The sequence below is a fragment of the Streptomyces sp. NPDC094448 genome (assembly GCF_044763775.1).
Classification (GTDB): Bacteria; Actinomycetota; Actinomycetes; order Streptomycetales; family Streptomycetaceae; genus Streptomyces.
Window position 1 is genome coordinate 243,615 of record NZ_JBIWGU010000006.1, and the last position, 13,776, is coordinate 257,390.

The 13,776-nt window shown below is 73.3% G+C and carries 10 protein-coding genes; 4 read left to right on the forward strand and 6 right to left on the reverse strand.

The window, feature by feature from the left end:
• Positions 1-45 precede the first annotated feature (45 nt).
• A complete protein-coding gene (locus ACIQ9E_RS14090) occupies positions 46-1,464 on the forward strand; it encodes a C4-dicarboxylate ABC transporter (RefSeq protein ID WP_403706565.1) in 1,419 nt (472 codons plus the stop codon).
• Here ACIQ9E_RS14090 and ACIQ9E_RS14095 read toward each other — a convergent pair.
• The 4 genes from ACIQ9E_RS14095 to ACIQ9E_RS14110 form a co-directional block, all read right to left on the reverse strand.
• On the reverse strand, positions 1,376-2,092 hold the full coding sequence (locus ACIQ9E_RS14095; RefSeq protein ID WP_403706567.1) for a helical backbone metal receptor: 717 nt from the start codon (positions 2,090-2,092) through the stop codon (positions 1,376-1,378). The genes ACIQ9E_RS14090 and ACIQ9E_RS14095 overlap by 89 nt on opposite strands.
• Before the next feature lie 5 nt (positions 2,093-2,097).
• A complete protein-coding gene (locus tag ACIQ9E_RS14100) occupies positions 2,098-2,688 on the reverse strand; it encodes a helix-turn-helix domain-containing protein (protein WP_403706569.1) in 591 nt (196 codons plus the stop codon).
• Positions 2,689-2,824: 136 nt separating this feature from the next.
• On the reverse strand, positions 2,825-4,633 hold the full coding sequence (locus ACIQ9E_RS14105; RefSeq protein ID WP_403706571.1) for an ABC transporter permease/substrate binding protein: 1,809 nt from the start codon (positions 4,631-4,633) through the stop codon (positions 2,825-2,827).
• The gene (locus ACIQ9E_RS14110; RefSeq protein ID WP_403706573.1) at positions 4,626-5,822 is read right to left on the reverse strand and encodes a glycine betaine/L-proline ABC transporter ATP-binding protein; all 1,197 of its coding nucleotides are present in this window, start codon (positions 5,820-5,822) and stop codon (positions 4,626-4,628) included. The genes ACIQ9E_RS14105 and ACIQ9E_RS14110 overlap by 8 nt, the downstream gene beginning before the upstream one ends.
• A gap of 356 nt (positions 5,823-6,178) precedes the next feature.
• Between ACIQ9E_RS14110 and ACIQ9E_RS14115 the strand changes: the two genes are divergently transcribed.
• The 3 genes from ACIQ9E_RS14115 (at position 6,179) to ACIQ9E_RS14125 (ending at position 9,712) form a co-directional block, all read left to right on the forward strand.
• Positions 6,179-7,099 carry a 5'-3' exonuclease H3TH domain-containing protein gene (locus tag ACIQ9E_RS14115; RefSeq protein WP_403706575.1) on the forward strand — a complete coding sequence of 307 codons (921 nt, stop codon included), beginning with the start codon at positions 6,179-6,181 and terminating at the stop codon, positions 7,097-7,099.
• Between the two features lie 163 nt (positions 7,100-7,262).
• Positions 7,263-8,129 carry a siderophore-interacting protein gene (locus tag ACIQ9E_RS14120; RefSeq protein ID WP_403706577.1) on the forward strand — a complete coding sequence of 289 codons (867 nt, stop codon included), beginning with the start codon at positions 7,263-7,265 and terminating at the stop codon, positions 8,127-8,129.
• Between the two features lie 218 nt (positions 8,130-8,347).
• On the forward strand, positions 8,348-9,712 hold the full coding sequence (locus ACIQ9E_RS14125) for a cryptochrome/photolyase family protein (protein ID WP_403706579.1): 1,365 nt from the start codon (positions 8,348-8,350) through the stop codon (positions 9,710-9,712).
• Between the two features lie 97 nt (positions 9,713-9,809).
• Here the strand turns inward: ACIQ9E_RS14125 and ACIQ9E_RS14130 are convergent, their stop codons facing one another.
• Both ACIQ9E_RS14130 and ACIQ9E_RS14135 read right to left on the reverse strand, forming a co-directional pair.
• A complete protein-coding gene (locus tag ACIQ9E_RS14130) occupies positions 9,810-12,638 on the reverse strand; it encodes a DEAD/DEAH box helicase (RefSeq protein WP_403706580.1) in 2,829 nt (942 codons plus the stop codon).
• Between the two features lie 130 nt (positions 12,639-12,768).
• The gene (locus ACIQ9E_RS14135) at positions 12,769-13,665 is read right to left on the reverse strand and encodes a diacylglycerol kinase (RefSeq protein WP_403706582.1); all 897 of its coding nucleotides are present in this window, start codon (positions 13,663-13,665) and stop codon (positions 12,769-12,771) included.
• Between the last annotated feature and the right edge of the window lie 111 nt (positions 13,666-13,776).

Below are 13,776 nucleotides of genomic sequence, written 5' to 3' on the forward strand. Positions count from 1 at the left end.
CGAAGCCCCCTGGCGGGACGGCTGACCTGCGGCAACAGTGACTCCATGGCTACCGCCGCCCGCCACTCCCCCGCACCCCGGACAACGACCCCGCGCTCCGGGCCCGCCGGGACGTCCGACTTCCCCGCCCGGGGTTCCGGCGCCGACTTCCCCGCCCGGGACTCCGGCCCGGCCGCCGCGCCCGGAGCGTCCCGGGGCCCCGGCCGGCCCTCGGGCTCCACCGGGTCCGCTCCGGTCCATGGCGTGCGCCGCCGGCCCGGAAGGGGCCGCGGCCGGACCTCCGGGGACGGGCACCCCGGCGCGACCACCCCGGGCGCCGGATCCTCCCCGGTCGCGGAACCCGTCTCCGTACCCCTGCCGTCCCTGCGGCACTTCGGACCGCAGTGGTACGCCGCCGTCATGGGGACCGCGAGCGTCGCCGGGGCCGGTACGGCGCTGGGTGCGGACGGGCCCCATCCGGTCGCCCGGCCCCTCCTCGCAGCCGTCTGGGCACTCGCCGCGCTGCTGCTCGTCGCCGTCTGGGCGGCCCGGGCGGCACACTGGCGCCACCATCGCGACCAGGCCCGCGCCCACCTCCTCGACCCCGCCGTCGCCCCCTTCTACGGCTGCGCGGCGATGGCTCCGCTCGCCGTCGGCATGGGGGCGCTCGGGCCCGGCCGGGACATCGTCGGCGAGGGGGCCGCGGTCCCGGTCGCCGCCGCGCTGTTCGCCCTCGGGTGCGCCCTGGCGCTCATGGCCGCGGCCGTCGTGCCGTATCTGCTGATCGTCCGGCACCGCACCCCGCCGGGCAGCGCCTCCCCGGTCTGGCTGCTGCCGCTGGTCGCCCCCATGGTGGCGGCGGCCTTCGCCCCGCTGCTGGCCGCGGAGCTGCCGCCCGGGGACGGCCGCCGGACGCTGCTGGCGGCGAGCCTCGGCCTGGCCGGGGCGAGCGCGCTGGCGACCCTGGTGGTGCTGCCCGCGGTGGTGGCCCGGCTGATCCACCACGGCCCGCTGCCGCTCGCGCTCACCCCGTCGCTGTTCCTGGTCCTCGGGCCGCTCGGCCAGTCGGCGACCGCGGCCGGGTATCTGGCGGACGCGCTGCCGGGACGGCCGTACGCGGATGTGACGGCGGTGCTGTACGGCGTGCCCGTGACGGGCTTCGCGCTGCTGTGGCTGGCGGTGGCCGGGGCGCTGGTGCTGCGGGCCGTCCGCCGGGGCCTGCCGTTCACCCTCGGCTGGTGGGCCTTCACCTTCCCGGTCGGCACCTGTGTCACCGGCGCGGCCGGACTGGCCCACCGGACGGAGCTGGGCGCCCTGTCCGCCGTTGCGGTGGCGCTGTACGGACTGCTGGTGGCCGCGTGGGCGGTGGCCGGAGTGCGGACCGTACGCGGTCTGTTCAGCGGGTCGCTGCTCGCAGGGCCGCCCCCAGCACCCGGGGCGCCGTCACCAGCGACGGCCCGTACCAGGTCAGACTCCGCCCGCTGACGAGCGCGGCGGGCAGCCCGGGAAAGGACTCGGGACCGTCGCCGGCGGTGAAGCGGTACGGCTCGTCCGGCAGCACCACCAGTCCGGCGCCGCGGGACCGCACATCGTCGAGCGTCACCCGCGGATAGCGGTCGGAGTGGCCGGCGTAGACGTTCCGGACGCCCAGCCGGGCCAGCAGATCCCCGGCGAAGGTGTCCCGGCCGAGGACCATCCACGGCCGGCGCCAGACCGGAACCACCGCGGCGGGCAGCTCGCCGGGGACCACGGCGGCCCAGGCCCGTCCGGCCTCGTCCAGCCAGCGGGGCCGGGCGGCACCGCAGCCGTCGACCAGCACCCGGTGCAGTTCCCGCAGCCCCTGATCCAGCCCGCGGACCTCGGTGACCAGCACCTCGAACCCCGCCGTACGCAGCAGCTCCAGATCCCCGGCGCGGTTCTCCTCCTCGTTGGCGACGACCAGATCCGGCCGCAGCCCCGCCACGGCCTCCAGGTCGGGGTTCTTCGTCCCGCCGATCCGGACGACGTCGAGACCGGCGGGGTGGGTGCACCAGTCGGTCGCCCCGACCAGCAGCCCGGGGGCGGTGACCGCGATCGCCTCCGTGAGCGACGGGACGAGGGAGACCACCCGCACCGGACTCAGCCCTCCGGAGGCGGAGGCGTCTCGATATGGTCGGCGACGGTCACCACGACCACCCGGGTCTCCGGGCCGCCGGAGCGCCACCGGTGCCGTACCCCGCCGGACAGGAACAGCGTGTCGCCCCGGCCCAGCCGGTAGGCCCGGCCCTCGGCCTCGACCTCGACCGAACCGTCCGCGACGTACATCAGCTCGTCGTTGCGGTGCTGGAACTCGCCCTCGGTGTCGTGCTCCCCGCTGAACTCCAGCGCTTCGAGCTGGTGCCTGCCGTGGACCAGCCGGCGCGTGCCCGCCGCCCCGGCGCCGTCGCCGGTCCCGGAACGGGAGACGGCGACCGTCCGGGCCGCGTCGGAGGCGGCGATCAGCCGGTCCGCACTGGTCTCCAGGGCATCCGCGAGCCGCTGGAGGGAGCGGTCGCTGGGCCGCGCCCGGTCGTTCTCGATCTGGCTGAGGAAGGGCACCGAGAGGCCGGAGCGTTCGGCGACCGAGGCCAGCGTCAGGTCGAGGGCCCGCCGCCGCCTGCGCACGGCGGTGCCCACCCGAAGACGCTCGGTCTCCTTCGGGTCCTTGCCGTCCTTGGCGTCAGCGTCCATGCGCCGGCCCCCTTCCTGCGTTCTGTACAACCTTACGCAGCTTCCCGCGCGGCTTCCTCCGCGATCAGGGCGAATTACGGACGGGGTGGCCCGGACACTGTCCGGAACCACCCCGTGCCACCGGGTACGGGAAGGGTCAGCCCGCCACCGGGACCGTCTTGTCCACGAAGCCCGGATTGTCGTTGAGCCAGGTGCGGACGGCCTGCTGCTCCTTGCCCTTGCCGGTCCGCTGGATCTCCGCCTCCAGATCGGTGAGCTGCTTCTCGGTCATCCGGAAGTCCTTAAGCCACTTCCCGGCCTCGGGGTGATCCGCGGTGAAGCCCTTGCGGGCCAGGGTGTGCACCCCGTCACCGGTGCCCCAGGCGCCCCGGGGGTCCTCCAGCTTCTTCAGCTCGTAACTGCTGTAGGCCCAGTGCGGGGACCAGAGCGTGACCACGACCGGTTCCTTCTTCGCGTACGCCCGCTTCAGCTCGGCGAGCATGCCGGGCGTGGAGCCGTCGACGACCCGGTACTCGCCGTCGAGACCGTACCCGCCGAGCACCTTCTCCTTCAGCAGGCCCATCATCCCGGCGCTCGGCTCGATGCCGATGATCCGGCCCTTGAAGGTCCCGCCCTTCCCCTTGAGGTCGTCGAGGGAGTCGATGCCCTTGACGTACGAGGGGACCGCCAGCTCCAGCGAGGTCGGCCCGTACCAGGCGCCGAGATCCTCCAGCCGGTCGCCGTACTTCTTCCAGTACGAGGCATGGGTCACCGGCAGCCAGGAGTCGGTCTGGAAGTCGATCTGGCCGTTGGCGAGCCCCGTGTAGAGGGCGCCGGTCTCCAGCTGCCCGGCCTCGACCTCGAAGCCGCGCCGCTCCAGCAGCTCCTTCCACAGATAGGTGGAGGCCACGGCCTCGTCCCACGGGATATAGCCCATCGTCAGCTTCTTGCCCTTGCCGACGTTCGCGGCGCCCGTGACGGTGTTCGCGCCGGTGCCGGACCCGCCGAAGACGTTCATACCGCCCGCGACCAGCGCCAGGACGACCACACCGACCATCGCGACGGCCGGCTGGGGCCGGTGGTTCCACAGGCCGGGGCCGCCCGCCAGCGACCGGGCGCGGGCGATCGCCCGGCGGCCCAGCGGGGAGACCTGGCGGCCCAGCTGACCGGTGATCCGGTCGAGGTACATGGCGAGGATCACGATGGACACGCCCGCCTCGAAACCGAGGCCGATGTCGATATTGCCGATGGCGCTGTAGACCTCGCCGCCGAGACCGCCGCCGCCGACCATGCCCGCGATGACGACCATGGACAGGCCCAGCATGATGACCTGGTTGACCCCGGCCATGATCGTCGGCAGCGCCAGCGGGAGCTGCACCCGGAACAGGGTGTCGCGGGGGGTGGTGCCGAACGCCTCGGCGGCCTCGACCAGCTCCCCGTCGACCTGGCGGATGCCGAGTTCGGTCATCCGTACGCCGGGGGGCAGGGCGAACACGATGGTGGCGATGATCCCCGGGACCACGCCGACCCCGAAGAAGATGATGCCCGGAATGAGGTAGACCATCGCCGGCATGGTCTGCATGAAGTCGAGTACGGGCCGGACGACGGCGCTGACCCGGTCCGATCGGGACGCCCAGACACCGAGCGGTACGGCGATCGCCAGGGTGACGATCGTGGCGACGAGCACCAGCGCGAGCGTCGACATCGCCTCGTCCCAGAGGGCGACCGAGTCGATCAGGGCGAAGCCGGCGAAAGCAAGGGCTCCGGCGAGGAGTCCGCGCAGCCACCAGGCGAGCACGGCCAGGATTCCGGCGAAGAGCAGCGGCTCGGGCGCGGACAGGGCCGCGTCGAGACCGTCGTACATTCCGGTGACGACACTGCTGATGGCGTCGAACAGCCAGGTGAGATGGGTTTGGAGCCAGTCGACGGCGCTGTCGATCCACTCTCCGAGGGGGAGTCTAGGCATGGGCCACCGCCTCGGCGGCCGTGGTTCCGGCCCGGTCGGCAGTCGCGTCGGTCCCGTCGGTCCCGTCGGTGCCGTCGGTCCCGTCGGTGCCGTCGGTCCCGGAAGCCGGATCCGGTTCCGGCTTCATCGGCTCGCCCAGCACGGCGAGCAGCCTCGCCCTCGGTACGACACCGATCAGTTCGCCCCGCTCGCAGGCGACGGCCACGGCGGCCCCGCTGCGCGAGCACGGGGTGAACAGCTCGGTGATGGGGGTGTCCGCGCGGACGACGGCGGGCGCCGCGCCGAGCACCTCGGCGGCGGACCGCAGTTCCGTGCCCTCGTCGGTCCGGGTGCCGTAGGCGCTCTCCGGATCGGCCATGATCGCGCCCGCGGTCAGCACCCGGGTGCGGTCGACGTCCTGGGTGAAGGAGGCGACGTAGTCGTCGGCGGGGTTGATGAGGATGTCCTCCGCCGTGCCCTGCTGGACGACCCTGCCGTCGCGCATCACCGCGATCCGGTCACCGAGACGCATCGCCTCGTTGAGGTCGTGGGTGATGAAGACGATGGTCTTCTTCAGGGTCTTCTGGAGTTCCAGGAGCTGATCCTGCATATCGCGGCGGATCAGCGGGTCCAGCGCGCTGAAGGACTCGTCCATCAGCAGCAGGTCGGCGTCGGTGGCCAGGGCCCGGGCCAGGCCCACGCGCTGCTGCATCCCGCCGGACAGCTCGTCGGGCCAGGAGTCCTCCCAGCCCGCGAGACCGGCCAGGGCCAGTGCCTCCCGGGCCCGCTCCTCCCGTTCGGCACGGTCGATGCCCTGCACTTCGAGCCCGTACGCGGCGTTCTCCGACACGCTGCGATGGGGGAAGAGCGCGAAGTGCTGGAAGACCATGCTGATCCGGCGGGAGCGGACGGACCGCAGCTCCCGGCGGTTCAGCGCGGTCAGGTCGCGGCCGTCGAACAGGACGCGGCCGGCGGTGGGTTCGAGCAGTCCGTTGAGCATCCGCAGCAGGGTCGACTTACCGGAGCCCGAAAGGCCCATGACCACGAAGATCTGCCCCGGGTCGACGGTGAAGGAGGCGTCGATGACCGCCGCCGTCGCGCCGTCGGCACGCAGCTCGTCGCGGGTCGCGCCGCTTTCGAGCCGCCGCACCGCTTCGTCGGATCGTCTGCCGAACACCTTGTACAGATGCTCCGCCTGGAGCCTGGACACATACACCTCGCGTCTCGTGCCGGAACGGTCCGCCGCCCCCATCCGGGCGGACCGTGGAGCCTGGCGGGATCGGCCCGCCGCCGCCGTCCGCCTCCGGCCCTGCGGCCGGAAACCGCCGGTTCGGCTCCGGCGGCGCGCCTGCCCCCGGCCCGTAGCGCCAAACGCAACAGTGACTCACATCACGCAACAGTGGAGCTTCCCCGGCCGTACCGGGGCGGGACAGCGGGGCCCGGCGGCGGCAGGCGCGGAGCACGGCGGGGCCGAGGGGGGCCGGGAGTGGGCCCGGCCGGAGCGGGGAGCGGGGAGCGGGGCCGTGGCTCCGGGACGGTGTCGGTGGTGTACGGCATCATCGGGGTGTGACGCGACGCCTGATGCTCCTCGACACCGCATCCCTGTACTTCCGGGCCTATTTCGGGGTCCCCGACTCGGTCCGCGCTCCCGACGGCACCCCGGTCAACGCCGTGCGCGGGCTGCTCGACTTCATCGCGCGCCTGGTGCAGGACCACCGGCCGGACGATCTCGTCGCCTGCTGGGACAACGACTGGCGGCCGCAGTGGCGGGTCGAGCTGATCCCCTCCTACAAGGCGCACCGCGTCGCCGAGGAGACCGAGTCCGGGCCGGACGAGGAGGAGACCCCCGACACCCTGGCGCCCCAGGTGCCCGTGATCGTGGACGTCCTCGACGCCCTCGGCATCGCCCGGGTCGGCGCCGACGGATACGAGGCGGACGATGTCATCGGCACGCTCACCGCTCGGGCCACCGGCCCGGTCGACATCGTCACGGGCGACCGCGACCTGTTCCAGCTGGTCGACGACGCCCGGTCCCGCCGGGTGCTCTACCCCCTGAAAGGGGTGGGCACCCTCCAGACGACGGACGAGGCCTGGCTGCGCGGGAAGTACGGCGTGGACGGCCCCGGCTACGCGGATCTGGCGCTGCTGCGCGGCGATCCGAGCGACGGGCTGCCGGGCGTTCCGGGCATCGGCGAGAAGACCGCGGCCAAACTGCTGGAGGCGTACGGCGATCTGGCCGGGATCATCGCCGCGGCCGGTGATCCGCGGTCGAAGCTGACCCCGGCGCAGCGCCGCAGACTGGACGAGGCCCGGGAGTATCTGGCGGTCGCGCCGAAGGTGGTGCGGGTGGCGGCGGACGTACCGCTGCCGGAGTTCGATCCGGCGCTGCCTTCGGAGCCGCGTGATCCGGCGGCACTGGAGGAACTGGCCCGGCAGTGGGGGCTGGGAAACGCCCTCCAGCGACTGCTGGCGGTGCTGCGCGCCTGATCCGCCGGGCCGTGTCCGGTCCGGCCGGACGCGTTCCACCACCGGCCGCCGCAGATCCGGCGGTGTTCAGCCGTGTCCGTACGGCGTTCCCGGGCTGTTGTTTCCCGGGCCTGGTGTTAACTTAGGTAAGCCTAAGCACGCACACGATTCCAGGGAGAGCGCCGTGACAGAACGACCCGCCCGAAAGTCACCGACGCTCCACGAGGCCCGTGTGGTGCACACCGAACGGCTCACCCCGCATATGGTCCGGCTCGTCTTCGGCGGCGAGGGCCTGGCCGGGTTCCGTACGGACGGCTCCACCGACAGCTATGTGAAGCTGGTCTTCCCGGCGGCGGGCGTGTCCTATCCGGAGCCGTGGGACATCGACCGGATCAAGGCCGAGTTCCCGCGCGAGCAGTGGCCCGCCAACCGGACGTACACGGTACGGAGCTGGGACGCCCCGGCCGGCGAGCTGACCATCGACTTCGTCGTCCACGGCGACGAGGGTCTGGCGGGCCCGTGGGCGGCGCGGGCCCGGACCGGCGACCCGATCCGGATCCTCGGCCCCGGCGGCGGCTATGCCCCCGATCCGGCCGCCGACTGGCATCTGCTGGCCGGTGACGAGAGTGCGCTGCCCGCGATCGCGGCAGCGCTGGAGCAGATGCCGGAGGGCGCGGTCGTCCACGCCTTCGTGGAGGTGGAGGGCCCGGCGGAGGAGCAGAAGATCGTCACCCCGGACGGGATCGCCGTGCACTGGCTGCACCGCGGCGCCCGGCCGGTGGGTGAGGCGCTGGTCGAGGCCGTGACCGGGCTCGACTTCCCCGAGGGCCGGGTCTGCGCCTTCGTCCACGGGGAGGCTGCGTGTGTGAAGGAGCTGCGCCGTTATCTGCGGCTGGAGCGAGGGGTCCCCCGGGAGCAGCTGTCGATCTCCGGCTACTGGCGACTCGGCCAGTCCGACGAGGCGTGGCGCGCGGTGAAGCGCGAGTGGAACGACCAGGTGGAGCGGGAGCAGGAGTCACCGCCCCCCGGTCCGGCGCCCCGCGCGGCGTAACCCCGGGGCCGGAGAACCGGCCCGCGGACCGGCACACCCGTTCACCGCCGTCCCGCCGGTGATCTTGTCGGCTCGTCGTGAAGCCGCACCCTCCCGGAGCGCCGGGGGCCGCTGTCGACCGCCCCGGACGGCCGCTGCCGCCGGTTCCGCGCCGACCCGCCCGCCCCGATTCGGCCGAAATCCGGCCCGCGCGGTGCTGTAGCTGGTAGGGACGGCACATGCCCGTCTCCGTCATGCTCTTCACCTCCGATCTGCGGGTGCACGATCAGCCCGCGCTCGCCGCCGCCGTTCGCGAAGCCGATGAGGTGGTGCCCCTGTTCGTCCGCGATCCGGGGATCCACCGGGCCGGTTTTGACGCGCCCAACCGCCGTGCCTTCCTCGCCGACTGTCTCGCCTCGCTCGACGCAGGGCTGCGCGGGCGCGGCGGGCGGCTGGTGGTCCGCTCCGGTGACGTCGTCGCCGCGGTGGGCCGGATCGTCACCGAGACCGGGGCGCGGTCGGTGCACCTCGCCGCCGGGGTCAGCGCGTACGCGGCCGGGCGGGAGAAGGCCCTGGAGGCCGCGCTGGCCCCGCTGGGCTGTGCGCTGCGGGTCCACGACGGTGTGGTGACCGCTCTGCCACCGGGCGGGGTGACCCCCGCGAACCGCGACCACTTCGCCGTCTTCACGCCCTACTTCCGCCGCTGGGCGGCGGCCGGGATCCGTCCGGTGGTCACCGCACCGCGCCGGATCGCGGTCCCGGACATGGCGGGCGAGCCGCTGCCCGCCCGTGCCGAGGTCACCGGAGTGTCGCCCGGACTCGCCCGCGGCGGCGAGGAAGAGGGGCGGCAGCAGGTGAAGAGCTGGCTGGCCAGGACGGGTTCCGGGGTGGACGCGTACGAGGAGCGCCATGACGATCTGGCGGGCGACGCGACCTCCCGGCTCTCCCCGCACCTCCACTTCGGCAGCCTTTCGGCGGCCGAACTGGTGCGGCGGGCCGGGGACCGCGGCGGAGCCGGGGCCGAGGCCTTCGTCCGCCAACTGGCCTGGCGGGACTTCCACCACCAGGTGCTGGCGGCCCGTCCGGACGCCGCCAAGGCCGACTACCGGACCCGCGGCGACCGCTGGCGCGACGACGAGAAGGAGATCACCGCGTGGCGGGAGGGCCGTACCGGCTGTCCCGTCGTGGACGCGGGCATGCGCCAGCTCCGGCACGAGGGCTGGATGCACAACCGGGCCCGGCTGCTGACGGCGAGCTATCTCGCCAAGACCCTGTACGCGGACTGGCGGACGGGCGCCGCCCATTTCCTGAGCCTGCTGGTCGACGGGGACCTGGCGAACAACCAGCTCAACTGGCAGTGGGTGGCGGGCACCGGCACGGACACCCGCCCGAACCGGATCCTCAACCCCCTGGCCCAGGCCCGCCGTTTCGACCCCGACGGCTCGTACGTCCGCCGCTGGGTCCCCGAACTCGCCTCCGTGCCGGGACCCGCGGTCCACGACCCCGCCCCGGACGACCGCGCCCGGCTCGGCTATCCGGCTCCCCTGGTCGATCTGGGCGAGGCCCGGGACCGCTTCAGCCGGGCCCGCGGCCTCGACGCCTGACCCGGCGTCCGGATCCCGCACCCGGGGAACGTCCGTGGGCCGGTGACGCTCGTCACCGGCCCACGGATTTCCGGCCGGTCCGGCCGAAGGGAAAGGCTCAGCCCACCGAGCTGTAGGCCACGACCCCCCTCAGCACCGCGTCCACCGCCTTGCGGGCGTTCTTCGCGACCGTGCTCCCCTCCCGGGGGGCGGCCGCCGCGATCTGCCCGAGGACGTCGATGACCTGCTTCGTCCAGCGGACGAAGTCGCCCGCGGGCATCTCGGTCTCCCGCAGCACCTCGTCCAGGCTCTTGTCCGACGCCCACTGGTACGCCGCCCAGGCGAAGCCGAGGTCGGGCTCGCGCTGGCCGACCCCCTCCGCCTGGTTGATCTTGAAGTCCTCCTCCAGGGCGTCCAGCTTCCCCCAGATCCGGACCATCCGGCCGAGGGCCGTCTTCGCCGCCCCGCCGGGCACCTTGGGGGCCACCGCGTCGTCGGACTGCCGCGACTCGTAGACCAGGGCGGAGGCGCACGCCGCCAGTTCGGCCGGGGTCAGGCCCTCCCAGACCCCGTCCCGCAGGCATTCGCTGGCCAGCAGGTCGAGTTCGCCGTAGAGCCGGGCGAGGCGGCGGCCGTGCGGGGTGACCTCGTCGGCACGGAGGTAGTCCAGCTCCGTCAGCAGGGCGACGATCCGGTCGAAGGTACGCGCGATGGTGTTCGTCCGGCCTTCGATCCGCCGCTCCAGCTGGCGGGTGTCCCGCAGCAGCCGGTGGTAGCGCTCCGCCCAGCGGGCATGGTCCTCGCGCTCCGAGCAGCCGTGGCACGGATGCGCCCGCAGCTCCGACCGCAGCCGGGTGATGTCCCGGTCGTCCGCCGCGGCGGACCGCTGCTTGCGGTGCCGGTCGGGCACGATATGCCCGGCCTTGGTGCGCAGCGCGGACGCCAGATCGCGCCGCGACTGCGGGGATCGCGGATTGAAGGACTTCGGGATCCGCATCCGCTCCAGCGGTTCGACGGGCACCGGGAAGTCCATCGAGGCCAGCCGCTTGACCTGCCGCTCCGCCGTGAGGACCAGCGGGCGGGGACCGTCGTGGTGCTCGAAGCCGCGGTGTCCGTTGGTCCGGCCGGCCGGGATACCGGGGTCGAGAACGAGCGCGAGACCGGCGAACTTGCCCGTCGGGACATGGATGACATCGCCCGGCTTCAGCTTCTCCAGGGAGACCGCCGCGGCCGCGCGCCGCTGGGCCGCGCCCTGCTTGGCCAGCTCGTTCTCCCGGTCCTTCAGCTCGCGGCGGAGCCGCGCGTACTCCTCGAAGTCACCGAGGTGGCAGGTCATGCCCTCGCGGTAACCCTCCAGGCCCGTCTCGTTCTTCTGGACCTGGCGCGAGATGCCGACCACCGAGCGGTCGGCCTGGAACTGCGCGAAGGAGGTCTCCAGCAGCTCCCGCGAACGGTGGCGCCCGAACTGCTCGACCAGATTGACCGCCATGTTGTACGACGGCCGGAAGCTGGAGCGCAGCGGATAGGTCCGGGTGCCGGCCAGACCGGCCAGCGCGGCCGGGTCCATGGCCCGCTGCCAGAGGACCACCGCATGGCCTTCGACGTCGATACCGCGCCGCCCGGCCCGTCCGGTGAGCTGGGTGTACTCACCGGGGGTGATATCGGCGTGCTGTTCGCCGTTCCACTTGACGAGCTTCTCCAGGACGACGGAGCGCGCGGGCATGTTGATGCCGAGCGCCAGGGTCTCGGTGGCGAAGACCGCCTTGACCAGTCCGCGGACGAACAGCTCCTCGACCACCTCCTTGAAGGTGGGCAGCATTCCGGCGTGGTGGGCGGCGATACCGCGCTCCAGGCCCTCCAGCCATTCGTAGTACCCGAGGACGTTGAGGTCCTCGGTGGGGATCGCGGACGTCCGCTCCTCGACGATCTCCCGGACCCGGAGCCGGGCCGTGTCGTCGTTGAGCCTCAGGCCCGCGTAGAGGCACTGCTGGACGGCCGCTTCGCAGGCCGCGCGGCTGAAGATGAACGTGATCGCGGGCAGCAGGCCCTCGGCGTCGAGCCGCTCGATGACCTCGGGGCGGCCCGGTGTCCAGATCCGGGACCGGCTGCGCCGCTCCCGCTCCCGGTCGGCCTCGCGGACCATCTTGCCGCGGCGCCGGTCCCGGGGGTTGTACGAACGCTGGTTCTCGGTCCGGGCCAGCCGGACCAGATCGGGATTGACCTCGCGCCGCCCGGTGCCCCGGCCGCCGTGGTCGGTCTCCTCCTCGAAGAGGTCGTACATCCGCCGTCCGGCCATCACGTGCTGCCAGAGCGGAACGGGCCGCTCCTCGGAGACGATGACCGCGGTATCGCCGCGGACGGTATCCAGCCAGTCGCCGAACTCCTCCGCGTTCGACACGGTGGCGCTCAGTGACACCAGAGTGACCGAATCGGGGAGGTGGATGATCACCTCTTCCCAGACGGCGCCCCGGAAGCGGTCCGAGAGGTAGTGGACCTCGTCCATGACCACATAGCCGAGTCCGCGCAGCGACTGCGATCCCGCGTACAGCATGTTCCGCAGCACCTCGGTGGTCATGACGACCACGGGCGCCTCGGAATTGACGCTGTTGTCACCGGTGAGGAGGCCGACCTTGCCGGCGCCGTACCGCTTGACGAGATCCGCGTACTTCTGGTTGGACAGGGCTTTGATCGGGGTGGTGTAGAAACACTTCCGGCCCTGCTGGAGGGCGAGGTGGACGGCGAATTCGCCGACGATGGTCTTGCCGGAGCCGGTGGGCGCGGCCACGAGCACGCCGCGGCCGGCCTCCAGCGCCCGGCAGGCGTCGATCTGGAAGGGGTCCAGGTCGAACTCGTACATCTCGCGGAAGGGGGCCAGCGCGGTGGCCTGCTCCGCGGCCCGGACACGGGCGGCGGCATAGCGCTCGGCGGGAGAGAGATCTTCGGTCATCTTGTCCACGAGCCTACCCGCCGGGTACGACACTCAGCCCGGCCTTATTGCTTCGCCGCCGGGGAGCGCCGGGGAGCGGCCGAACGGCCCGGCTCCCCCGGCGGTTCCGGTACGACAGGTGATCCGCCGGTCACTCCCGGTGTGCGAGCACCCGGACGGCCGCGGGCACGCACTCCGCGGTCAGCGGCAGCGGGCCGACGCGTTCGCCGTCCGCCCAGCCGGTCAGTCCCTCCGCGGCCAGCGCGACCGAGCGGGCCCGGTACACGGTGACCTTCGGATGGCCGAGATGGGTGCCGCGGTAGACCCGGGGGAAGACCCGGAGCAGGGTGGTCCGGCTGCACGCCGCCACCACGATCACGTCCAGCAGTCCGTCGTCGGGTACGGCTCCGGCGCAGATCCGCATGCCGCCGCCGTAGGAATCGCCGTTGCCGACGGCGATCAGGATCGCCTCCACGGCCCGGGTCCGGCCGCCGTCGAGGGTGAGGCGGTACGGGACGGGCCGCAGCGCCGCGAGTTCGGCGAGCAGCGCGGCCTCGTAGGTGAAGCGGCCGGCGATCCGGCCCATGCGGTTGCCGCGTTCGCTGACACGGGAGTCGAAGCCGGAGGCCAGGACGGTGCCGAACCAGCGGTCCCCCACCCGCCCGAGGTCGATCTCGCGCCCGCCGCCGCCCTTGAGGGCGTCGGCGGCGATCCGGGCGGCCGCGGCGGGGTCGCGGACCGGCAGCCGCAGGGAGCGGGCGAAGTCGTTGCCGGTGCCGACGGCGACCACACCGAGGGGCGTGGGGGTCCCGGCGACGGCCTGGAGGGCGAGGGAGACCAGTCCGTCGCCGCCGACGGCGATCAGCCCTCCGGTGCCCCCGGCGACGGCTTCCCGGGCCCGGCGCAGGGCGTCGGGGGCGTCCTCGCCGAGAACGGTACGCACGGAGTATCCGGCGTCGCGCAGGACGCGGGCCGCCGGCCGGGCAGCCCCGGCGCCGCGGCCGCGGCCCGCCGTGGGATTGACGAAGAGCGTGATCTCACTGGTCACCGGGGTGAGGTTACGGCAAGGCGGGCGAAGGGATCCGGGACCGCACGTGGAGCCCGGGGCAGGGCCCCACGGCCCGGGTCCGGCCCGGACCCGGCACGCGGCCGGACAGGG

Coding starts and splice junctions, on each gene's coding strand:
- ACIQ9E_RS14090 (WP_403706565.1), top strand. CDS start 46: ATGGCTACCGCCGCCCGCCACTCCCCCGCACCCCGGACAACGACCCCG.
- ACIQ9E_RS14100 (WP_403706569.1), bottom strand. CDS start 2,688: ATGGACGCTGACGCCAAGGACGGCAAGGACCCGAAGGAGACCGAGCGT.
- ACIQ9E_RS14105 (WP_403706571.1), bottom strand. CDS start 4,633: ATGCCTAGACTCCCCCTCGGAGAGTGGATCGACAGCGCCGTCGACTGG.
- ACIQ9E_RS14125 (WP_403706579.1), top strand. CDS start 8,348: ATGCCCGTCTCCGTCATGCTCTTCACCTCCGATCTGCGGGTGCACGAT.
- ACIQ9E_RS14130 (WP_403706580.1), bottom strand. CDS start 12,638: ATGACCGAAGATCTCTCTCCCGCCGAGCGCTATGCCGCCGCCCGTGTC.